Origin of the sequence: Acetobacter suratthaniensis (genome assembly GCF_017377745.1) — a bacterium.
In the GTDB taxonomy this organism is placed as follows: Bacteria; Pseudomonadota; Alphaproteobacteria; order Acetobacterales; family Acetobacteraceae; genus Acetobacter; species Acetobacter suratthaniensis.
The window spans coordinates 111819-134527 of sequence record NZ_JAFVMG010000008.1 but is presented as its reverse complement, the minus strand read 5'-3'; the positions used below and the strand labels follow the sequence as shown (position 1 = coordinate 134527).

18 protein-coding genes are annotated in these 22709 nt (G+C 60.3%); 10 read left to right on the top strand and 8 right to left on the bottom strand.

Features of this window, described 5'->3' with window-relative positions; all coding sequences use genetic code 11:
* Positions 1-19: 19 nt before the first annotated feature.
* Both ruvX and J2D75_RS09185 read left to right on the top strand, forming a co-directional pair.
* A complete protein-coding gene (gene ruvX, locus J2D75_RS09190; RefSeq protein ID WP_207854522.1) occupies positions 20-493 on the top strand; it encodes a Holliday junction resolvase RuvX in 474 nt (157 codons plus the stop codon).
* A gap of 88 nt (positions 494-581) precedes the next feature.
* Complete coding sequence (locus J2D75_RS09185; protein ID WP_207854521.1) at positions 582-1163, top strand: endoglucanase; 582 nt, start codon at positions 582-584, stop codon at positions 1161-1163.
* A gap of 144 nt (positions 1164-1307) precedes the next feature.
* Here the strand turns inward: J2D75_RS09185 and gabT are convergent, their stop codons facing one another.
* The 5 genes from gabT to J2D75_RS09160 all read right to left on the bottom strand — a co-directional run bounded on the left by gabT (position 1308) and on the right by J2D75_RS09160 (position 7524).
* Positions 1308-2612 carry a 4-aminobutyrate--2-oxoglutarate transaminase gene (gabT, locus tag J2D75_RS09180; protein ID WP_207854520.1) on the bottom strand — a complete coding sequence of 435 codons (1305 nt, stop codon included), beginning with the start codon at positions 2610-2612 and terminating at the stop codon, positions 1308-1310.
* A gap of 136 nt (positions 2613-2748) precedes the next feature.
* Positions 2749-3696, bottom strand: coding sequence for a LysR substrate-binding domain-containing protein (locus J2D75_RS09175; RefSeq protein WP_207854519.1), 948 nt, complete (start codon positions 3694-3696; stop codon positions 2749-2751).
* Positions 3697-3809: 113 nt separating this feature from the next.
* A complete protein-coding gene (locus tag J2D75_RS09170; RefSeq protein ID WP_207854518.1) occupies positions 3810-5396 on the bottom strand; it encodes a carbohydrate porin in 1587 nt (528 codons plus the stop codon).
* Positions 5397-5799: 403 nt separating this feature from the next.
* Entirely contained in the window at positions 5800-6771 is a 972-nt protein-coding gene (locus tag J2D75_RS09165) for an ABC transporter substrate-binding protein (RefSeq protein ID WP_207854517.1), read from the bottom strand.
* A 27-nt stretch (positions 6772-6798) separates the two neighbouring features.
* Positions 6799-7524 (bottom strand): cysteine hydrolase family protein, encoded by a 726-nt coding sequence (locus tag J2D75_RS09160; RefSeq protein ID WP_207854516.1) that lies wholly within the window; start codon positions 7522-7524, stop codon positions 6799-6801.
* Positions 7525-7685: 161 nt separating this feature from the next.
* On the opposite strand from J2D75_RS09160, the gene J2D75_RS09155 reads away from it, so the two are divergent.
* From J2D75_RS09155 to J2D75_RS09140, 3 genes are all read left to right on the top strand, one after another.
* The gene (locus tag J2D75_RS09155) at positions 7686-8633 is read left to right on the top strand and encodes a LysR family transcriptional regulator (protein WP_207854515.1); all 948 of its coding nucleotides are present in this window, start codon (positions 7686-7688) and stop codon (positions 8631-8633) included.
* 131 nt (positions 8634-8764) lie between these two features.
* Complete coding sequence (locus tag J2D75_RS09145; protein WP_408736756.1) at positions 8765-9937, top strand: porin; 1173 nt, start codon at positions 8765-8767, stop codon at positions 9935-9937.
* A gap of 75 nt (positions 9938-10012) precedes the next feature.
* Positions 10013-10414 carry a hypothetical protein gene (locus J2D75_RS09140; protein WP_207854514.1) on the top strand — a complete coding sequence of 134 codons (402 nt, stop codon included), beginning with the start codon at positions 10013-10015 and terminating at the stop codon, positions 10412-10414.
* A 54-nt stretch (positions 10415-10468) separates the two neighbouring features.
* Here J2D75_RS09140 and J2D75_RS09135 read toward each other — a convergent pair whose 3' ends face one another.
* Both J2D75_RS09135 and J2D75_RS09130 read right to left on the bottom strand, forming a co-directional pair.
* Positions 10469-11380 carry a response regulator transcription factor gene (locus J2D75_RS09135; protein WP_207854513.1) on the bottom strand — a complete coding sequence of 304 codons (912 nt, stop codon included), beginning with the start codon at positions 11378-11380 and terminating at the stop codon, positions 10469-10471.
* Entirely contained in the window at positions 11377-14760 is a 3384-nt protein-coding gene (locus J2D75_RS09130; RefSeq protein WP_207854512.1) for a hybrid sensor histidine kinase/response regulator, read from the bottom strand. Before J2D75_RS09130 ends, J2D75_RS09135 begins: the two co-directional genes overlap by 4 nt.
* A gap of 146 nt (positions 14761-14906) precedes the next feature.
* On the opposite strand from J2D75_RS09130, the gene urtA reads away from it, so the two are divergent.
* The 5 genes from urtA to urtE are packed head-to-tail and all read left to right on the top strand — an operon-like array spanning position 14907 to position 20475.
* Positions 14907-16247: an urea ABC transporter substrate-binding protein gene (urtA, locus tag J2D75_RS09125; RefSeq protein WP_207854511.1), complete on the top strand. Its 1341-nt coding sequence runs from the start codon at positions 14907-14909 to the stop codon at positions 16245-16247.
* Positions 16240-17844, top strand: a complete 1605-nt coding sequence (gene urtB / locus J2D75_RS09120; RefSeq protein ID WP_207854510.1) for an urea ABC transporter permease subunit UrtB — start codon at positions 16240-16242, stop codon at positions 17842-17844. The genes urtA and urtB overlap by 8 nt, the downstream gene beginning before the upstream one ends.
* Entirely contained in the window at positions 17841-18986 is a 1146-nt protein-coding gene (gene urtC / locus J2D75_RS09115) for an urea ABC transporter permease subunit UrtC (RefSeq protein ID WP_207854509.1), read from the top strand. The genes urtB and urtC overlap by 4 nt, the downstream gene beginning before the upstream one ends.
* Entirely contained in the window at positions 18983-19723 is a 741-nt protein-coding gene (urtD, locus tag J2D75_RS09110; RefSeq protein WP_207854508.1) for an urea ABC transporter ATP-binding protein UrtD, read from the top strand. The genes urtC and urtD overlap by 4 nt, the downstream gene beginning before the upstream one ends.
* 56 nt (positions 19724-19779) lie before the next feature.
* Complete coding sequence (gene urtE / locus J2D75_RS09105) at positions 19780-20475, top strand: urea ABC transporter ATP-binding subunit UrtE (protein ID WP_207854502.1); 696 nt, start codon at positions 19780-19782, stop codon at positions 20473-20475.
* Between the two features lie 303 nt (positions 20476-20778).
* On the opposite strand, the gene thiC is transcribed toward urtE, so the two are convergent.
* A complete protein-coding gene (gene thiC / locus J2D75_RS09100; RefSeq protein WP_207854495.1) occupies positions 20779-22674 on the bottom strand; it encodes a phosphomethylpyrimidine synthase ThiC in 1896 nt (631 codons plus the stop codon).
* Positions 22675-22709: the final 35 nt, after the last annotated feature.

Genomic DNA, 22709 nt, shown 5'->3' with positions numbered 1-22709 from the left:
TGCAACATACCATGGGGCCATGACTCTGCTCAGCCTGGCCGATCTGGCCGCGATATTGCCCCCCCAGTCCCGTCTGTTAGGCATCGACCCCGGTAGCCGTCAGGTCGGGCTTGCCCTGTCTGATGTGCTGTGCATGGTGGCCAGCCCCCTCCAGACGGTCAAGCGCGGCAAGCTGGGGCAGATGGCAACGCTTGTGCGTGATCTTGCGCGCGAACACGGCATAGGGGGCATGGTGGTGGGCATGCCGCTTTCGCTCGATGGCGGGTTTGGCCCGGCCGCACAGGCCAGCCGGGACTGGACGCTGGCACTCTCTGAACAGACGGGCCTGCCCGCCTGCCTGTGGGATGAGCGCCTGTCCTCCGCCGCCGTTAATCGCATGCTGATTAATGAGGCGGACATGTCGCGTGCGCGCCGGGCAGAGATGGTGGACAGATTGGCTGCAGCCTATACGCTTCAGGCTGCGTTAGATGCCATGCCCCGGCGGCAGACCTGAAAGACGGGCCTGCAAAAGGGGCGCATATTTGCCACAAATGGGCGACATGCTCACATCAATGAAAAACAGAGCCGGAGAAAACACGCCTATGTCCAGACATATGTTTAACGCCTCTGCCCTGACCATGCTGGGGGCTGCCGTTTTTGCGCTCAGCCTGCCGCCTGCGCCTGCCCATGCCGAAAATGCGGTGGATCAGGCTTGGGAGTCCACCAAAACGGGCACTGAAAAGGCATGGGACAAGACCAAGTCCGGCACCGAGAACACGTGGGATAAAACCAAGTCCGGTTCGGAAAAGGTCTGGGACAAAACCAAGTCTGGCACTGAAAAGGCATGGGACAAGACCAAGTCCGGCACCGAGAACACATGGGATAAAACCAAGTCCGGTTCGGAAAAGGTCTGGGACAAAACCAAGTCTGGCACTGAAAAGGCATGGGACAAGACCAAGTCCGGTTCGGAAAAGGCTTGGGACAAGACCCGCGATGGCAGCACGGAGGCTTGGGATAAAACCAAGTCCGGCACCAAAAAGGCTTGGGACAAGACCGAAAACGCCACCACCGATGCCGCACAGGATGTTGGCAAGTGGGGCGACAAGACCGGCAAGAAAATCGGTAATGCCGGGGAGAGCGTTGGCAAGGATATTGGCAACGTCTTTTCCAGCAAGGACAAATAAGTCCGGGGCTATGCCCGCGGGCTGAGAGGCCCGCATACGCAAAAGCCCGCCACCCCGATATGGAGTGGCGGGCTTTTTCATGCCCGGTTGGCGGGGCGCCAGCCTGTCAGGAACAGGCTGGTAACAGGCTGTAGCCTGTCAGGCTCAAGCCTTGGCGGCGTCGAGCAGCGCCTGCTCCAGAATGTCCAGACCTTCGTCCACCAGTGCATCGGAGGCGGTCAGCGGTGTCAGGATACGAACCGTGGCCCCCTGCACGCCGCAGGCCAGAACGATCAGTCCTTTTTCACAGGCCATGGCGCACAGCTTGGCGGCAAAGCCCGCGCGGCGCTCTTCACCCGCATGGCGTTCCAGCACATCAAACGCCACCATGGCACCCAGCCCGCGCGGCTGGCTGACGGGCAGCAGGTCGGTGCGCTTGTGCCAGCCCGCGATACGGGCCTTGAGGCGTTCGCCCATGGCGTTGGCGCGGTCGATCAGCTTTTCTTCGTCAATCACGTCCAGCACGGCCAGAGCTGCCGCACAGGCCAGCGGCGCACCGGCATAGGTGCCGCCCAGCCCGCCGGGCGGCACGGCGTCCATCAGTTCCGCACGGCCGATCACACCCGAGAGCGGCATGCCGCCCGCCAGAGATTTGGCGATGCAGACGAGATCCGGCTCAATGCCGGAATGCTCGATGCCGAACAGCTTGCCGGTACGGGCAAAGCCGGACTGAACCTCATCGGCAATCAGTTTGATGCCGTGCTGGTCGCACAGGGTGCGCAGGTGGCGCAGCAGGGCAGGCGGTGCAATGCGGAAACCGCCTTCACCCTGAACCGGCTCGATGATGATGGCGGCCACATTGTCGGGGCCGATGTCGGAGGCAAAGAGGAAGCCGAGCATCTTCAGGCTGTCTTCCACCGTGATGTCGCCATCGGGGAAGGGCACATGATAGATTTCACCGGGCAGGGTGCCGAAGGGTGCCTTGTAGGGCTGTACCTTGCCGGTCATGGCCGTGGCCAGCAGCGTGCGGCCGTGGAAACCACCACAGAAGGCGATAACACCCGTGCGGCCCGTTGCGGCGCGCGCGATCTTGACCGCGTTTTCCGTGGCTTCGCCACCGGTGGTGAAAAAGATTGTCTTGGCAGGCCCGGTGAACGGCGCACGGGCGTTCAGTTTCTCGGCCAGTTCGATATAGGGCTCGTAGGCACAGACCTGAAAGGCGGTGTGGGTGAAGCGCTCAAGCTGCTTCTGCACGGCGTCCACCACCTTGGGGTGACGGTGCCCGACATTGAGCACGGCAATACCGCCCGCAAAATCAATATAGCGGCGGCCTTCGACATCCCACAGTTCGGCATTTTCGGCCCTGTCGGCAAAAACCGGGGTGGCCACGGACACACCACGCGGCACAGCCGCCTGACGGCGCGCGAGCAGGGCGGCATTGGTCGTGGGAGACGGGGTGGTGTTCAGCATGGTCATTCGCTCCGGCTAATGGCGGAACACGGGGCATGCCGCTGGGGGGCGTGCGTGTTCGTTTCGGTTTGTTTCGTTAAGCAATTTTTCAGGAGTCCGGGAGGAGATTTTTCTGTCGTTGGGTGGTGATTTTTCATCACCGTTCAGGCGGGGTGGTGCCTTCCTGCCGGGCGGCCTCTTCCAGCAGCCAGGCCCGGAAGGCGCTCAGGGCCGGTTTGTCCCATGCCTGAGCGGGTGCGCGTAGGATATAAGCGCCCAGCGTGGTGTCGATCAGCGGGGTCTGGCTGGGCTGCACGCGCACCAGTCGCCCGGAATCCAGATCATCCCCCAGCAGGAAGGCGTTGCTCAGGGCAATGCCTTCCCCCGCGCGGGCCGCAGCCAGTGTGACATGGGCCTGCCACAGCCGCCCGGCGGCATTGATGGGGCCGGGCCGCACGTTCTGGGCGGCAAACCAGAGCCGCCACTCGCTGTCATCTTCCTCCAGCAGCAGGGGGGCGTGTAGCAGGTCGGCGGTGGTGTGCGGCTGTCCGCCCATAGCGATCAGCCCGGCAGGAGAAATAACGGGAAAAACGGCAGGCCGGGCGATCAGCACGCTCCTGAGGTCACGCGGTTCCACACCGGGGCTACTATCCTGCCGGTAGCCAATCTGGGCATGGCTGTGCGGGCTGACACCGCTGACATGAAAGGTCGTGTTCGCATCGACCGCGCGCAGCATCACATCCGTTCCGGGATAAGCGCGCCGGAACGCCCCCAGCCGGGGCAGCAGCCAGTGATAGGCAAAGCCGTGTGCGCAGGTCACGGTCAGGGAGCGGGGCTGGTTGCGCAGCTCCGCTGTGGCGTTGGCCAGTTCGTCCAGCAGGGGGGCTATGCGGTCGTGATAACTTTGCCCGGCCTGTGTCAGCACGCCGGTTTCGCGGTCGCGCAGGGGGGTGCCCAGCCGTTGTTCAAGATCGCGGATATGGCGGCTGATGGCGGCATGGTCCATGCGCAGGGCGGCCGCCGCCCGCCTGATCCCTCCGGTGCGGGCGAAAGCGACAAAGGCGTTCAGGGCCGCGAGAGGAGGAATATGCGCGCGTGAATCCATGAGGGGCGGCTAGCAAATAGACTAAAGACCACTCCATTGGACGGGAAAGCCCCCAAAAGGCAAGGGGGCCGCACGGCGAAAGATCCTGCATGCCGCGGAGGGCCGTGGTGCTATCAGAACGTGACGGACGTGCGCAGGCCAAAAATGGCCTCGTTTTGTACCGTGTGCTGGCGCGACCAGTCCAGAACCCCGCCGGAAGGGTTGAAGATGTACTGGAAATCGGGCTGGACAGTACACCAGGGCAGGATCTGGGCCTGATAGGTCAGTTCAAGATAGGTTTCGGTGTTCTGCACGGGCAGGTGCGCGTTGCGGTCGTACTGCCGCAGCCCGGAGGCGGTTTGTCCAAGCCCCCAGCCAAGGCCCAGCGTGTCATTCAGGCGTGAGCGGAATGGCGCGTTGAAATTGATGCCCATATCTACGGCAAAGCTGATCTGGGTGGTGCTGGATGGGCCGCTGCCGGTCACGCGCGTAAAGGCGCCAATGGAGCGTGCGGAATCCGGGGCCGGGCGCCAGAGCATCTGGTCTATTATAGCATAAACCAGCCAGTTGCCTGCCACCATGCGGGGCGAGGACGTGGTGTCCTGTGCGCTGCCTAGTGGAGCGCCGCTGGTATTGTAGCGGTAGTCCGGGAAAGCCGCCGTGTCGTAGTAGCCACCCAGCTTGTAGATGCCCGGAAGCCCGGCCCGGCCCGGCCCCGGATTGATGGCGTATTGGAGTTCGGCAATCAGCAGTGCGCCGGTATTCATGTTGAACAACGTGCCGCTGCCGTCGAGAGTCGTCTGGCTGGTCGGGTCTGCCGCGTTGCCGCCATGCTGGACAAAAAAGGCATTGTCGCGCACGCCTGCGGGGTTGTCGTCTGCTGCGGCCACCAGAATGCTCAGGCTGTCATTGGGGCGATAGCGTACGCGGACAGCGGGCGAGGCCAGTGGCCATGATGGGCCGCCACTATACAGATTGTTGGAAGGGGCTACCGGCCAGCCCATATTGGCGTTCAGATACAGCGCGCCGTAGTTGGAAATCAGGAATTCCGTATCCAGATCCTGCTGCCCGATTTTGATATCCAGCGTGTTGTCCAGAAAAGACTGCTGGTACCAGAGTTCAAACAGGCGGGTGGAGCGGTCAGCCTCGTAGCCCGAAGCCGGGTTGAACAGCACCAGATGATCCTGCGAAATCGACCGGCCGTGGGTCTGCATGGCGCTGATATTGAACAGGCCACCGGGCAGGCCGATGATCTTTTCAAGATCAAGCCCCAGTGTCACCAGTGTTACGCCATCATAATACGGGCCTGTGCCAGAGCCATTGCGGCCATCGGCCGCCGAGGCGCTGCCGCCCGAGACATTGGCCCATAATTCGTCCACTTCCTGCACATCAAGCGTAATGCCCTGCCGGGCCATCCAGTGGCGTGCGCCCCATAGCCCCCCCAGCAAGTGATCGCCCATGTCATCGGGGGTGGTAGAGGTGGGGGTGCTGGGGGCTGGGGTGCTGGCATTGGCGCCCATGCGCCCGGCATCGGGTACAGCAATAGGGCCGATCTGCTCAATAACCGGGGCTGAGTGGGCCAACCGCCTCTGATCGAGTTCCACCTGTGTTTCAGGCTGTTCGGCCTGTGCGGCCGGGCTGGTCAGTTGCGCCAGCAGGGGGGGAGTCAGCAGAGCAAGCAGCAGCGGCCACGCCCGCGCCGGGAGGCGTGGCGGTGTCATGGTGTCTGGCTCACAGGGTGAGCAAAAAAAGATGCGTTACGGAAAACCAGGATAATGCACTCAAGGGTAGGACAGGGCTGACAGGTCTGGGGTGTCTGGGCGGCACCATAGCGGCAAGGCCCGTTATGGACAAAGCCATCCTGTCATGTTGTCCCCCTCGGTGGCGGGAATTCATTGAATTATCATAATCCGACACGGCCCATACCGGTTGCGCCCGCGGTTTTATCCCTGCGGGCCATGGTACGGCGGAATGGCTGCCATACAGGTGGGTCTCGTTCTGTCAGGAATTTATGCAGGGGGTGTGCCGGTGGCCTGCCCTTTCGGGGGCGGGGTGTTGCGCGGTGTGGGCAGGCCGTGCCGGGCTGGGGAGCGGGTGCTTGGGGCGCACCCGCGTAAAGACTGATCAGAACAGCGGCTTGATGTAGCTGCCCACGTTCTGGGGGTGTTTGTAGACATTGTATCGCACATTGAAGCGGTCGGCGTTTTCATCCGAACCGTAGAGGGAATCCAGCCCCGGCCCGCGTTCAAAGATAGGACGGCTGTCAGACAGGCTGAGCAGGTGGGTGCCATCCAGAAAGCGTTTGTACGTCTTGGGGGCAATGCCCACGCGCCGGGCCATGATGTCGATGGCGTCAGCCTGTGTGGCGGGGTCTTTAATATAGGCCACAACCCGATCCCAGATCTGTACGACCTCGCGCCATTCCTTTTCGTGGTTTTTCAGGCTGAGCGGATCGACCGAGAGCGTATCGTAAATCAGCCCCGGCGCATCATGCGAGGTAAAGAGCGGGTGCGAGCCTGAAACCTCATGCAGGGCCTGCCCCGCATTGGGCTGCCATACCCCGATGGCCGATACGCTGCCCGAGGCCAGAACCTGCGGGGTTTCATTGGTGGGTGTGTGAACGATCGTGATGTCGTTTTCCGACAGGCCACTGCGTTGCAGGGCTGTCAGCAGCAACAGGTGGTCAACCAGCCCGGTTTCCACCGCAACCTTGTGGCCTTTCAGGTCGGCCACGGTTTTGATGTCCTGCGTAGCGACAATCATATCATTACCGTCCGAATAATCGTTCAGCATGATGGTAATGCTTTTATGGCCGTTGGCCCCTGTGCTCAGCACATCCCCATTAGTGGCGCTGATGGCGTCCAGCTTGCCGGTTGTGTAGGCGTCCAGCATGGCGCCGTAGTCAAACCAGTCAAACACGACATCAAGGTGTTTTTCCGCGAACCAGTGCTTGTCGATGGCGATCTGCCACGCAACACTGCCCGGCCAGTCGCTGTAGCCGATGCGCAGAGGCTCGGCCTGCGCACTGCCCGCAAGGCATGCCAGACCGAAGGTGCAGGCGGCCAGAATTGTTTTCCACGAAAAACGCGTTGTCATGGCAGGGGTCTCCGCTTGGTTTGCCGCTCAGGCCGGGTTGTGGCCGGGGGTCGGCTTTTGGGCGAGGGTATGCAGCACGGCTATCAGGTCGTCCGATGTGCCGACCGTGCCAAACAGGGTTGAAGGGTCACGGATAATGCTGACCGCAGCCTCTTTCAGCGCCAGTGTTACGGCGGCGGTTGCGTCTTCCAGCAGCAGGTTGTCAAACCCGCGATCTGCCGCCTCCCGCATGGAGGTATGAACGCAGCATTCTGTCGTAACGCCGGTAAACACAAGATGACGGATGCCGTTGGCGCGCAGGATATGCTCCATTTCCGTGCCGTAAAAACAGCCACTGCCTACTTTGTCGATCATGATGTCGCCCGGCTCGGGGGCAAGTTCGGGAATGATTTCATGCCCCGGCTCGCCGCGTGTCAGCACCCGGCCAAGGGCTGTGTATTCTCCAACCCCCGCGCCGTCATAGGCAAGGCGGGTGCGGAAGCGTTTGACGGCTGTCAGGTCGGAGCCATCAGGCCGGTGGCCTTCGCGGGTGTAGATTACTTTCATGCCTGCGGCCCGGACAGCGCTCAGCACACGTTTGATTGGTTCTATGGGTGCGCGCATGAGGTCGAGTGCGGGCGTCAGGCTGGCAACCCACCCGCCCGGCGCACAGAAATCCACCTGCATGTCGATAATGACCAGAGCGGTTTCGGAGGGGCGAAAGTCGCCGGTGAAGGGAAAATCATACCCAGTGGCGGGAACCTGAAGAGACATGCCGTGTAACCTTGAAAAAATATGCCGTGTTGGTTCTGGGGGCGGTTGTGCGCCGTGGCCTCAGGGTAGGGCAGGTGCCGCCATACACGGAACGCCGAAAAAAATGATAAGGGGCATAAGTCTGTAGTATAGCCAAAGCGGGTCAGATTAACGGGGGCCACATGACAGCGCGCACGAACCAGCCTTTGTCGCCCGATGAAAGGCGCTTCATCACGCGGGCTGACTGGAACCTGTTCCGCCAGTTTTACGAGATTGCCCGTTGCGGCAGTATCAGTGCGGCTGCGCGCTCGCTGGGCATGCACCAGCCGGGGCTGAGCCTGTCGCTCAAGCGGCTGGAGGAACAGGTAGGGGTGCAGCTTTGTCGCCGTACCCCACAGGGCATTGCCCTGACACCGGCAGGCAAGGCGGTGTTCGAGCAGATTACCGAGGCAGCGGAGGCAGTGCGGATGGTGCCGCATGTGGCGCGCGAAGCCGCGCGGCGTATCGAAGGCACCCTACGGCTGAGCATGATTTCTGATATTCTGTGTCAGGATCTTGATGATGCGCTGACCTCATTTGCCGCGCGTCATCCTGATGTCACGCTCAGGGTCGAAATCCGCACATGGCGCAGCGTGCTGGATGCCGTGCAATCGGGCGAGGCGGATGTGGGGATCACGTATGAAAGCGAGTCCGTGCCGACTGTGCGGTACGAACCCATGCTGCGTGAAAGCCAGCAGCTTTATTGCGGGCGTTCGCACCCGTTGTTCGGGCATTCGATCAGAAACCCCGCAACGCTGGCCGGAGAGCGGTTCATTCTGGCCGCAGCGGATGAGCCAGCGGATGTAGGGCGTTTTCGGCTGCATTATGATCTGGGCAAAAACACGGTAGCGCAGGCGGATGATCTAAGCGAGGCCATGCGTTTGATCCGTTTGGGTATGGGTATAGGATTTTTGCCAAGCATTGTGGCCGAACCTCTGGGAGACCGGCTCTGGCCGCTGCTGCCCGGTTCGTTGAGGCCGAGCTATTTTGTTTATCTCATTACGGGCGATATGGCCCGGCTTTCGACCCCGGCGCAGCTTTTCCATGAGGAAATATTGCGCCGCCTGCGCGCCCGGCCCGGCTTTATCTAGGGCTGTACGGAGCGCTAAGTAATTTCGCGCATCCCTTTAGAACGATAACATACCGTAATATTTCCATGTCGCCAGCGGGTAAGTGCGGCCACAAGGAGATGTTCATGATTGCGCGCGTGTCGCGGCTTCCTATGAGCCGCAGGAAGAAAATGATGTGGTGTGGCGGCGTATTGTCCGCCTGTGCGGCCCTTGGCCTGTCCCTTCCCAGCCCGGCGCAGGCCGGTGTTACGGTTAATTTCGGTAAGGACAAGTCGTTTACGCTCGGTGTGGGTGTGCGCGGCCAGTACCTGACCCGCGACCCCGCAACCAAGGACAACTCCGACGCCGCCAGTGCCGCAGACTTCCGTGTTTACATGGGCGCGCAGTTTCACCGCTATGTCAAAACAACGCTTAACCTCGAACGCCTGCGCGATGGAAACTGGAACGTGCTGGATGGCATTTTGCAGGTTGAACCCACGAAGGCGTTCAATATCTGGTTTGGCCGGATGCTGACGCCGAGTGATCGTTCAAACCTTGATGGGCCGTATTTTCTCAGCACCTACGCTTATCCGCTGGTGTCGCAATACCCCGGTGCATGGTCTGGCCGTGATGATGGCGTGACCATCTGGGGTAAGGTGCTTAAGGATCGTTTCCGCTATATGGCGGGTATTTACCGTGGCCATAACTGGGTGCCCGGTGGCTCAAACTATGGCGAACACCCGCTGTTTGCCGGTCGTCTGGAATATAATTTTCTCGATCCCGAACCCTCTCCGGCCTATTACACCGCCAGCACCTATTACGGAAAAGCCGATATTCTGGCCATTGGTCTGGCCGGGCAGTATCAGGTGGATGGTGTCGGTTCAGCCCAGCAGAAAGGCGACTACAAGGCCTGGAACGTGGATGGCCTGTTTGAAAAGAAAATTGGTAAGGACGCACGGTACGGCGTTTATACCCTTGAGGGCGCCTATTATCAGTACTACACCGATGGCGTGAAAGATATTGCCGTGGGGTATGGCCAGCGCGACCCCGATTACGGGAATGTTGGTGGTATCAATAACGGCACGGCTTTTCTGCTCAGCACCGCCTATCTTATTCCCTACCGGGTGGGCTGGGGGCGTGTGCAGCCGCTGGTACGGTATCAGGAGTTTATTTACAAAAAAGATCTGTACGGGCCGGGACATCCGAAAACTACACAGTTCGATGCGGGTGCGAACTACGTAATGGATGGGCATAACCTGCGCTTTACGTTTGATTATGTCCGTTACAGCCCCGCAGGCGGTCGGGCCTCCAATGCGTTCCTGCTGGGTATGCAGTTGCAGTACTGATCCGGTCTGAGACCGTTTGTTCCAATTCCCGGCCGGGTTTCGCACGACTATCCCGGCTTTATCGGAGTGCAGACCTTGAAACGATCTTTTCTGTACGGGGCGTTTTTTCTGTCCTGTTCCCTTGGCATGGGAGCCGCCCATGCCGCGCCGTCTCTCCAGAGCATGGACTGCCGACATCTTGTGGTGGAAGATGTCCGCCTGACCGACCTTATCAGCGCACGGCAGAATAAGGACATAGCCGCGACTGAAAAAGCCTCTGCTTTCAGTGTTACGTTTGATCCCCTTCCGGGTTTTGGCATCATGAATGGCATGACCCTGACCCCCGCCGGGCATGGTGGCGTCAGTGAAGGGGATGATATGAAACTTGAAGACCTTGAAAAAAGGTTGTCCGAGGTGCGTAATCTTGAGCAGAAAAAGCTCTGCCCGAATATTACGGTACCATCAGACGCGCAGCCCCGCCTTTCAGACGATCAGTAAAACGCGGCCTTAAAGGGGGCGTCACCCTCTGGTGCGCCCCACGGGGCAGGGTTGTTATGGCCTGTCCTGCCCTTCCTGCAACAGGCGTGATGCGGTGGCCGCGGCTGCCGCGCGTGTGCTCAGGCCGGTTTTATTGTAGATCTGTTCCATATGTTTATCGACCGTGCGTGGACTGACGACCAGAATATCCGCGATGTCGCGGCTGGTTTTCCCGCGTGAAATCCACAAAAGTACTTCGGCCTCGCGCGCGCTCAGGCCCAGCCTGTCCTGTAGAACCCGCTCAGGCTGACGGGCCTGCGTGGTAATGCGCAGCAGGCGTTCATCCTCTCCCATACCGTTACCGGTCGCCCCCACAAAAATCAGGCTCAGATCATCGTCTTCGCGCTGGTATTGCAGCAGAATGCTGCCCGGTGCGGGGAGTGGCGAGGGAATGGACAGGCCCGCCAGCAGAGTGGCGGGGATGTGTTCCAGCAGACGGGCCGCATGCGGGGTTGTCCACACGATATCGCCCTTACGGTTCAGGGCCAGAAAATACCGCCCGACATCATCCAGCGCACCATGAGTGGCCCGGATACGGGCCGATACCTCAAGATGTACGTTCACACGCGCCAGAACCTCCTCCAGCCGCAGGGGTTTGGTTACGTAATCTACCGCTCCGGCCTCGAACGCCCGCAGGACATGCTCTGTTTCGGTCAGGCCAGTCATGAAAATAATCGGTGTTGTCGCGTTCTGTCGGTGTCTGCGCAGTTTTTCGCAAACCTCCCATCCTGTCATGCCCGGCATCAGGGCATCGACCAGAATCAGGTCAGGTGTCGTGTTCGAAACGACTTCCAGTGCTGCCGCGCCAGATTGGGCAAGCAGAACCGTATAGCCGTGGTCAGACAGTTTTTCATCCATGATCCCCAGCACGCCGGGGTCGTCATCAATGACAAGAATACAGCGGCGCGTGGTGGCTGACAGGGTCATGGCTGTGTGTGTTCCAGATGCTGGCGCAGGTTTTCAAGCTGATAGCTGGCAGCCAGTGCAAGAAGGGGGGCAAGGGCGTCATGCAGGTCTGGGCGGCTGGCCTGCAAAAGTGCCAGATGGTTTTTCAACTGGCGTAGATTGCCGCTGTTCAGCGCATCCAGCAGGGTGGCCCGCTCAGCAGCGGGCAGGGAGCCTACTGGCTGGCGGGCGGGGATATTGGCGGCATTGTCCACTATAATAGCTGGCAGAGAGGCTGGATCATGGTGGGAATGCGGCTCTGCCCCCACGGTCGTATCGGGCATGATCCATGACAGGGACAAAATTTGACGGATGTTGTCGAGCAGCACCGACAGGTTGACCGGTTTGCCAATGACCGGGCAGTCATCCAGAGAAGGGACATGCCGGTTTGCACTTTCTACCAGATTACCAGTCAGAAACAGGATGGGCAGGGTTGTGCCTCTTTGCGCGCGAATACGCAGTGCGAGTTCACGCCCATCCATGCCCGGCATGGACAGATCAAGCAGGAGCAGGTCGGCCTTTTCGGTTTCCAGCCAGCTCAGGCAGGCGGGGCCGCTTTCCACATCCTCCACGTCAAAACCGCAGTGTTCGAGCAGTTCGCGCATGATCTGGCGGTGTTCGGGGTTGTCATCAACAATCAGCACCCTGCGGCGTGGGCCGGTATAACCGGTAGGAAAAGCCGACAGGCGCGGGGCCGGGCGGTTTTGCCGGTCTGGTAGCATTAGCCTGACGCGAAAGCGTGTACCGACCCCCGGTGTGCTGGTAAATGTCAGTTCAGCCCCCAGTATTTCGGTGAGCAGTTTTGTAATGGTCAGGCCCAGTCCGGTGCCGGGAATGCGGGCCGTAGCGGCGGAACGTTCGAAAGGCTCGAAAATCCGGCCCTGATCTTCAAGGGAAATGCCAAGCCCCGTATCCTCGATCACAAATTCCGCGATCTGCGCCTGCCATGTTGCGGAAAAGGTAACAGAACCCTGCGGTGTAAACTTGACGGCATTGGACAACAGATTGAGCAAAATCTGGCGCAGGCGGTGCTCATCACAGGTGACGACCGCAGGCAGCGGGCCGGGCCGCCAGAGAAAGTTCAGCCCGCGCGCCTGTGCCTGCATACGGATCATCTGTGCAACGGATTCAAGGAAAACCGGCAGTTCCACCATATCGGAATGCAGTTCGATCCGCCCTGCCTCGATCCGTGAGATGTCGAGCAGACCAGACAGGATGCTGGTAATATGCTCGCCACTTTCGCGCATGATACCCAGTGCTCCCAGCCGTTCGGGTGGAATGCGCCTGTCATGTTCGAAAAGCTGGATATAACCCATGATGGCGTTCAGCGGTGAGCGGATTTCATGACTGATCCCGCTGATATAACGGGTTTTGGCAAGACTTGCGGATTCGGCCTTTTCGCGCGCCTGCTGCAAAGCCTGATCGGTACGGCGGCGCGCCCTGATTTCGTTCATGAGCAGGCGGGTCTGGTGCAGGGTTTCGCGCGTGGCGGTGCGGCGGCTTTCCTGCGCCATGATCAGCAGCCATGCCCCCACTATGCTGGCCAGAAAGGAGATGATCAGCAGCGTGCTGTCAAACGGCAGTCCTGTCTGGCGTGCCAGCAGCGCCATGATGACGACAATACCGCACAGCAGAAAAGCAAAACGCCCACCGGGTGAGGTCAGGACATGGCGCAGGCGTGGCGGCAGGCGGTGCAGGGGGGTGGCCATCTGTGCGGCCATGCGGGTGGATACGGGTTTGCAGCGGTCGCGGCAGCGGCTGTCCAGCGAGCAGCAGAGCGAGCAGATGGTGCCGCCATAGGCCGGGCAGGGGGCCATGTCCTCTGCTTCAAAGCGGTGCTGGCATATGACGCAGGTTCGGTGTGCGTGGGTGTTCCAGTCGGGTGGGGGGCGGCGGGCAAGGTAAGTGCGCCCACCTGTCGCATAGGCCAGAACCGGAGCGCTCAGGCAGGCCAGCCCCAGTGTGATGAAAGGGGCATAGGCTGCGGCAAGCGGGCCAGCCACACCGCTCAGGGCGGTAAAGCCAAGGGTGGCCGCCAGCGCCCATGCGCCCAGCCCGACAAGGTTGAGGTCGGGCAGGAAGGCGCGTTTGAACTCTATTCCTGCGGGGCTAAGCCCAAGGGGCTTGCACAGGGTGACATCCCCCAGAATGGCCCCGATCCATGCACAGGCCAGCACGGCATAGAGCGTTATGCCGGTTTCTATGGTGTTCACCAGCCCGGCCTCCATCAGCAGCAGGGCAATGGCGATGTTGAAAAGCACGTAAAAAACCCGGCCCGGATGCGTGTGCGTCAGGCGGGAGAAGAAGTTCGACCATGCGAGTGATCCGGCATAGGCGTTGGTGATGTTGATTTTGATCTGCGAGAGCGCCACCAGTGCGACCGTCAGCCCGGCGGCAAGCTGGGGGGGCACGCAGGTGCTCCATGCCAGCCAGTACATCAGCCCCGGCTGGGCCGCCTGCGCTGCTGAAAAACCGGCCTGTAGCACGGTCCATGCCAGCAGGGAGCCAGCCATGATCTTGAAGGCGTCCAGCACCACCCAGCCCGGCCCGCCCAGAACCAGCGCCACCCACCAGCCGCGACGGTTCTGGGGTGTTTGCTCGGGCAGGAAGCGCAGAAAATCAATTTGTTCCGCACTCTGGCAGACCAGCACGATAATGACCGAGGCCGCGCTGCCTATGGCAATGGCGTTAATATCCCCCAGTGCCGGGGTAAGGCCGGTAAAACGCACCCAGCCCGGCACAAGAGCGGGATTGGTGATCAAAAGGGCAGCCAGGGGGATGAGGTTGAGCGCAAGCCAGACAGGCAGGGTCGCGATCTGAAAGCGTGCGATGAAAGTTATGCCCCATGTCACCAGCGGAATGATGATGACCGAGCAGCCCAGATACGCAAGCCACAGTGGCATGCCCAGCAGGGCGTGCAGCGTACCCGCCAGAATGGCGGCCTCCAGCCCGAAAAAAATGAACGTGAAACTGGCGTAAATAACCGAGGTGATGGTGGAGCCGATATAACCGAACCCGGTGCCGCGTGTCAGCAGGTCTATATCCAGCCCCGCCCGCCCCGCAGCCACACACAGGGGCAGGGTAATGCAGAAAATGACCACCGTGGCCAGCAGGGTGGCCAGTAGCGTGTTGGCAAAGCCGAAGGCCAGCGTAAGCGTGCCGCCCATCGCTTCGAGTGCTAGAAAAGAGGTGGAGCCAAGCGCTGTCAGGGCCGCGCGCATGGGGGTGGCCGCCCGCGCCTTGCGCGCCGTAAAGCGCAGCGCGTAATCCTCGAATGTCTGGTCGGCCGCCCAGCGGCTGTAGGCGCGCCGTGTGCGGACAATACGCAGGCGGCTGGTGTCTGGCGGCGGGGCTTGCGTCAAGGTTACGCGGTCCTGCTGTTCCCGGTTGGCTGATGTACTTTATAGCGGTTTTCAGCGCTTTGCGCGCCATACGCAGGATCGCGTATGGCGCGGCTGTCTGTCATTTGGCTGATAATGAGGGTAGCAGCAACAGGAGTGCTTTGTTCATGTCGGCCAAACTGCCCCCTCTTTCCCGTCGCGCCTTCGGGCGTCTGGCTCTGGCATCGTCCGCAGCGGCACTGGGTGCTGTCTGGAAACCGGGAGATGCGCTGGCCGCCACCCCCAAGGGCGAGCCGATCAAGGTTGGCATCCTGCACTCCCTGTCCGGCACTATGGCGATCAGCGAAACCACGCTCAAGGACGTGATGTTGATGCTCATTGCCGAGCAGAATCGTAAGGGCGGGCTACTGGGTCGCCCACTTGAGGCCGTTGTGGTGGACCCGGCCTCCAACTGGCCGCTTTTTGCTGAAAAGGCACGCCAGCTCCTGTCGGTAGATAAGGTGGCGGCTGTGTTCGGCTGCTGGACAAGCGTGTCACGCAAGTCGGTTCTGCCCGTGTTCGAGGAACTCGACGGCATTCTGTTCTATCCCGTGCAGTATGAGGGACAGGAGTGCAGCCGCAATATCTTCTATACCGGTGCGGCCCCCAACCAGCAGGCCATTCCCGCGGTGGATTACCTGCTGAGCGAGGAAGGCGGTGGCGCCAAGCGCTTTGCCCTTGTGGGTACGGATTATGTCTATCCGCGCACGACCAACCAGATTCTCGTCAACTACCTGAAGGCCAAGGGCATTAAGGAAGAGGATATTATGGTCAACTACACGCCGTTCGGGCAGTCCGACTGGCAGACCATTGTATCCCAGATCAAGGCGTTTGGTTCGGCGGGTAAGAAAACGGCTGTTGTGTCCACCATCAATGGCGATGCCAATGTGCCTTTCTACAAGGAGCTGGGCAATCAGGGTATTTCCGCCACCGATATTCCGGTCATGGCGTTCAGCGTAGGCGAGGAAGAACTGGCAGGCATGGATACCAAGCCGCTGGTGGGCCAGCTTGCCGCGTGGAACTACTTCGAAAGCATTGATACACCCGCCAACGAAGCCTTTATCAAGGACTGGCACGCTTTTACGAAAAACCCCAAGCGCACCACAAACGATCCGATGGAGGCCCATTACATCGGCTTTAACATGTGGGTGCAGGCGGTCACCAAGGTTGGCAGCACGGATCATGACAAGGTTATCGACGCCATGATCGGTATCCGCCAGCCTAACCTGACGGGTGGCGTTGCCGAGATGCTGCCGGACCACCATCTGACAAAGCCAGTTTATATTGGCGAAATTCAGGATGACGGGCAGTTCTCCGTTGTATGGAAAACGCCCGCGCTGGTGCCGGGGCAGGCATGGTCCCCCTGGGTGCCGGAAACCAAGGATCTTATTGGTGACTGGAGCAAGCCGATTGTCTGCGGCAATTACAACACGGTTACAAAAACCTGCCTTAGCAAGAAACATGCGTAGTCTTTTACGGCTCTGCTTTGTAGCGGCTCTGTGCGTGGGGGCTGCTTTTGCAACCCCACGTCTTGCGCGGGCTGATGCGTTTGCCGGACTGGCCAGCGGCCAGTTCGATACGGTGGCGCAGGCCGTAACCGATCTTGCGGTTTCTGGCTCTACGCAGGCGGATACGGTTTTGCGTGCGCTGGAACATCGGCAGCTTTTCTTTGCGCCTGATGGCGGGCTGTTCATGCGTGAAAACACAGCCTATGTGGATGCCCGCACAGGCCAGCCCGTAGCGGCGCCGCCGGAAGGGCTTACCCCCGTGCGGCTGAACAACCGCGTGCGCAAGGCGCTGGCCGGGGCTCGGGCAGGGATGGATTTGTTCTCGACGGACAGGGCCGCACGACTTGGTGCAGCCACGACCCTGTACGAACGGCATGATCCGGCGGCTCTGCCGCTGCTCGAACATGCGCTGAGTGCGGAAAAAGACACCGCCATTCGCAAGGAACTGGCGCTGGCGCATGCGGCAACCATTCTGGCGCAGCCCCCGGTGGCAGACCAGCTTGCTGCGCGTATGCAGGCAGTTGCCGCCCTGCGTGCCACGGGCGGGCTGGAGGCGCGTGGTCTTCTCGCCAGTGTTGGCGCGGCTGAGGCGGAAGATCCCCAGCTTCGCAAGGCCGCACAGGAGGCGGTTTCCAGCATCGACTGGCGTCTGCGGGCATGGAGCATTGGCCAGAACGCTTTTTATGGCCTGAGCTTTGGCTCCGTTTTGCTGCTGGCCGCTACGGGGCTTGCCATTACTTTCGGTGTCATGGGCGTGATTAACATGGCGCATGGGGAACTGGTGATGATCGGGGCCTATGTCACATGGCTGGTGCAGCAGGGCGTTCGTGCGGTAGCCCCTTCGCTGGAGCCTGTGGCGCTGCTTCTGGCTATTCCGGTGGCATTTTGCGTCTGCGGTGGGCTGGGTGTGCTGATTGAACGCGGGCTGATCCGCTTTTTGTATGGTCGCCCGCTTGAAACCCTGCTGGCCACATGGGGCTTGTCCCTTATTATGCAACAGGCTGTGCGGTCGGTGTTTGGCCCGACCAATATCGCCGTAACCACGCCGGGCTGGCTTACCGGGTCGTTCGCGCTGGGGGGGATGGAGATTACCCTCAACCGTCTTGCCATTCTGATTTTTGCTTTTCTTGTGCTGGGTGCGCTCATGTGCGTGCTGCGGCGCACCCCTCTTGGGCTACAAATGCGTGCAGTCACCCAGAACCGCCGCATGGCCGCACTCATGGGGATCCGTACCCCACGTGTGGATGCTCTGGCTTTCGGTCTGGGTGCGGGCCTTGCGGGGTTGGCCGGGGTGGCTGTCAGCCAGATTGATAATGTCAGCCCCAATCTGGGACAGACCTATATTATCGACAGTTTCATGGTTGTGGTGTTCGGCGGTGTGGGCAACCTGTGGGGCACACTGGCTGCTGCCATGACACTGGGCATGGGGGGCAAGGTGCTGGAACCCGTTATTGGCGCGGTATCAGCCAAGATTGCCATTCTTGTGCTGGTTATCCTGTATATCCAGCGTAATCCGCGCGGCATGTTTCCTGTGCGTGGGCGTGGGGTGGAATCATGAACCGCCTGTTTTCACCGGCTCCCGGAGCACGGAGCTTCGCGGGTGTTGCGCGTATGGCGATTGTGGTGCTGGTGGGGGCTGTGGTGCTGGCGGGAGCCAGCCTGTTACCCGAAAGCAGCCCGCTGCATGTGTCCGCCTTTACGGTTTCGCTGGCGGGTAAATACCTCTCCTACGCCATGCTGGCTCTGGCGGTTGATCTGGTATGGGGGTTCGCGGGTATTCTGACACTGGGCCATGCCGCGTTCTTTGCGCTGGGTGGCTACGCCATGGGCATGTATCTCATGCGCGAAATTGGCGCGCGGGGTGTGTATGGCAATGCCAGCCTGCCTGATTTCATGATTTTCCTGTCATGGACAAAGCTGCCTTGGTACTGGTGGGGGAGTGAACATTTCCTGTGGGCCTGCCTGCTGGTGCTGGCCGTGCCGGGCGTTCTGGCAGGCGTGTTTGGCTGGCTGGCTTTCCGTTCACGGGTTTCGGGCGTGTATCTGTCCATCATGACGCAGGCGCTTACCTATGCCCTCATGCTTGCGTTTTTTCAGAACGGTTTCGGGTTTGGCGGCAATAACGGCCTGACCGATTTCAAGGATATTCTGGGAGCGGATCTGCATAGCCCTGTAACCCGCGCGGTGTTGCTGGTGGTTACGGGTATTGTGCTGGCGCTGGCGCTCATGCTGTCACGCTTTGTGGTGGCGGGCCGTTTTGGCAACCTGCTGGTGGCGGTACGCGATGCGGAAAGCCGCACCCGTTTTCTTGGCTACAGGCCCGAGCAGGTCAAGCTGTTGGTGTGGGTGTTTTCAGCCATGCTGGCAGGGCTTGGGGGGGCGCTGTATGTCACGCAGGTTGGCATTATCAATCCCGGTGAATTTGCGCCTGCCAACTCCATTGAATCTGTCATCTGGGTTGCTGTGGGGGGGCGGGGAACCCTGTCTGGCGCCGTGCTGGGGGCGGTGCTGGTGAACATGGGCAAAACCGTGTTTACCGCATGGTTGCCGGAGTTCTGGCTGTACGGTCTGGGGCTTTTGTTTTTGGTAACAACGCTGTTTTTGCCCAAAGGGGTTATGGGGCTGTTTGGCCCTGCCCGGCACCAGTCCGTACAGGACGTAACGCCCGAAGTGTCCAGCCCGGAAGGAGATGAGGCATGAACACGCCATATCTTCTGGAAATGCGTGATGTCAGCGTCACATTTGACGGGTTTCGCGCCATCAACAGCCTGAGCCTGACACTGGCCGCAGGTGAAATGCGTGCCATTGTCGGCCCCAACGGGGCGGGCAAGACGACGATGATGGACATCATAACCGGAAAAACCCGCCCAGATACAGGCAGTGTTCGTTTTCATGGTCACGACCTGACCCGTCTGGATGAACCCGCCATCGCCCGGATGGGTATTGGCCGCAAGTTCCAGAAACCCACGGTTTTTGAAGCTCTAAGCGTGCGTGAAAACCTGCTTTTGTCATTAAGTGGTTTGCGCGCACCGTTTGCGGTGCTGATGGCACGCCTGTCCGGGCAGGAACGTGCGCGGGTGGATCATCTGCTGGATATGACCCGACTGGGTGATTTTGCCGAACATCAGGCAGGCGGGATGAGCCACGGGCAGAAACAGTGGCTCGAAATCGGTATGCTTTTGGGGCAGGAGCCCGAACTGCTTTTAGTCGATGAACCCGTAGCGGGCATGACCGATGCCGAAACCATGGCCACAGCCGATCTGTTGCGTGAAATCAACCGCACTCGCAGCGTTGTAGTGGTGGAGCACGATATGGACTTCGTGCGCGCATTGGGTGTGGGCGTAACCGTGCTGCATGAAGGCTCGGTACTGGCGGAGGGAGCGCTGGATACTGTCAGCGCGGACCCGCGTGTGATCGAGGTCTATCTTGGCCGCTAGAAAATGCGCCGCCAGCCATTTGGGCATGCTGGGCGCAAGCAAAGGAGACAACCCGTATGCTCAGGGTTGAAGACGTACACCTGCACTACGGGGCGGCCATAGCCTTGCGCGGCGTTTCCCTGAGTGCGCAGGTAGGGCAGGTTACCTGCGTGCTGGGGCGGAATGGTGTGGGTAAAACCAGCCTCTTGCGAGGGATTACCGGCATGCACGCGCTCAGCGCCGGGCGGATTGAATGGGAAGGCGAAGATATAACCCGCCTGCCGGCTTATGAGCGTGCCAGACGCGGCATTGCTACCGTACCGCAGGGTCGTGACATTTTTCCGTTGCTGAGTGTGCGTGAAAACCTTGCAACAGGTTTTGGCCTTTTGCCACGCGGGCAACGGCGTGTGCCGGATGAGATTTTTGACCTTTTTCCCGTTCTGGCCAAAATGCTTGACCGCAAGGGGGGCGATCTTTCTGGCGGGCAGCAGCAGCAGCTTGCCATTGCGCGTGCGCTGGTTATTCGCCCACGTCTTCTGGTGCTTGATGAACCGACAGAAGGGATCCAGCCCAGTATTATCAAGGATATCGGCACCATTATCGGCATGCTGCGTGACCGGGGCGATATGGCCATTGTGCTGGTCGAGCAGTATTTCGATTTTGCTTTTGCCCTGGCCGATCAGGTTACGGTTATGGATCGGGGCAAGGTGGTGCTGTCGGGCGAGGCCCGCACCCTTGTGGCAGATGAGGTGCGCACACATATTGCGATTTGAATTTTTCAGGTGGGGTGTCTGTAAGAAAATGGACGCTCTGAAAATATATTATCTGAATATCAGGGGCAATCTTTTTCCATTTGTTCAACGCTTGGGCGGTATTCGTCCGCTTTGGCTTTTTGGATAAATAATTCCAAACAGTGTGTTCTGGTCATTCTTTTGTTCTGATCCGGTGATGGGGCCGGGGGCATGACGGCGAGTGATCCAGCCGATGCCTCTTTCTTTTTTAATTGCTGGTGTTGTTCTAGGCCATAAAGGAAAGGCCCACCCAGCAGGTGTGGGTGGGCCTGTCGTTAGGTGGCGTTATTCTGCCGCAGGCACGTAAACGCGCCCACCTGCCTGACGGAATTCCTCGTTTTTTTGTTCCATGCCCGCAAGGCGGATAGCATCTTCACGCAGGTCCTGACTGATCCGCATGGAGCAGAATTTTGGCCCGCACATGGAGCAGAAATGCGCGGTCTTGTGGGCCGTGCGCGGCATGGTTTCATCGTGATAGGCGCAGGCCGTATCCGGGTCGAGCGAGAGGTTGAACTGGTCTTCCCACCGGAAGGTGAAGCGTGCGCGGCTCAGGGCATCGTCGCGCCTGCGGGCGGCAGGGTGGCCCTTTGCCAGATCAGCCGCATGGGCTGCAATCTTGTAGGTTATCACGCCAGTTTTTACATCGTTGCGGTCAGGCAGGCCCAGATGTTCCTTGGGTGTCACATAACAGAGCATCGAGGTGCCGAACCACCCGATCATGGCTGCGCCAATAGCCGAGGTGATATGGTCATAGCCCGGTGCAATATCGGTCGTTAATGGCCCAAGCGTGTAAAACGGCGCTTCATCACATTCGCGCAGTTGCTTGTCCATGTTCTCTTTGATCTTGTGCATGGGCACATGGCCCGGCCCTTCGATCATGACCTGACAGCCCTTGGCCCACGCGATCTTGGCCAGTTCGCCCAGTGTTTCCAGTTCAGCAAACTGCGCTGCATCATTGGCATCCGCAGCACAGCCGGGGCGCAGGCCATCGCCCAGAGAGAAGGAAACATCATACGCGCGCATGATGTCGCAGATTTCTTCAAAATGCTCGTACAGGAAGCTCTCGCGGTGGCCGTTGAGGCACCAGCTTGCCATGATGGAGCCACCGCGCGAGACAATGCCCGTCACCCGTTCGGCGGTCAGTGGCACATGGTGCAGGCGCACGCCAGCGTGGATGGTAAAGTAGTCCACGCCCTGTTCAGCCTGTTCGATCAGGGTGTCACGGAAAACTGGCCAGTCGAGCTTCTGTACATCGCCACCGACTTTTTCCAGCGCCTGATACAGCGGCACGGTGCCGATGGGCGTGGGGGCGTTGCGCAGGATCCAGTCGCGGATGTTGTGGATGTTCCGCCCGGTGGACAGATCCATGACCGTATCCGCACCCCAGCGGATCGACCACACCAGCTTTTCCACTTCCTCGGCGGCGGAGGAGGTTACAGCCGAGTTGCCGATATTGGCGTTGACCTTGACCAGAAAGTTCCGCCCGATAATGACGGGTTCAAGCTCGGGGTGGTTGATGTTGGCCGGAATAATGGCCCGTCCGCGCGCAATTTCATCCCGCACGAATTCAGGGGTGACAAAATCGGGCAGGGCCGCGCCGAAGGATTCGCCATCGGCCCGACGGGCTGCGGCATCTGGGGCAGCCTGTTCGCGGCTCAGGTTCTCGCGGTGCGCGACGTAGATCATTTCCTCGGTAATGATCCCGGCCTTGGCGAACTCATACTGCGTGACCATCTGGCCGGGCTTGCCCTTCAGCACCGTGTGGGGGGCGGGGCAGGGGGCAACAAGATGTGCGCCCTCGGCATTGCCATTATCCTCGGGGCGGACGCTGCGCGGGGTGGTCTGCTCATAGCCACGCAGCGCCAGCCATGCCGAGCGGACGCGGGGCAGGCCACGGTTTACATCGATGGTGGCGGTCGGGTCGGTATAGGGGCCGGAGGTATCGTAAACCCGCAGGGGCGGTTCGTTCGCATCCGGGCTGAGCATGATGTCGCGGAAAGGCACCTGAATATCCGGGCGACCCGCCGGGCTGCTATACACCTTGGCCGAACCACGAATGGGGCCGGTGGTTACCTGGCCGGGGGCCGGGGCCGCGGTGTTGGCTGGTTTGGGGTTGCCGCCCGCATGAGTGCCAGAGGCGTTTTCATGCGTTGTATCGGGGGCTGACAGGGTAGAAGACATTGCATTTCTCCTCCGCCGAGGAGGACAGGCCGGAC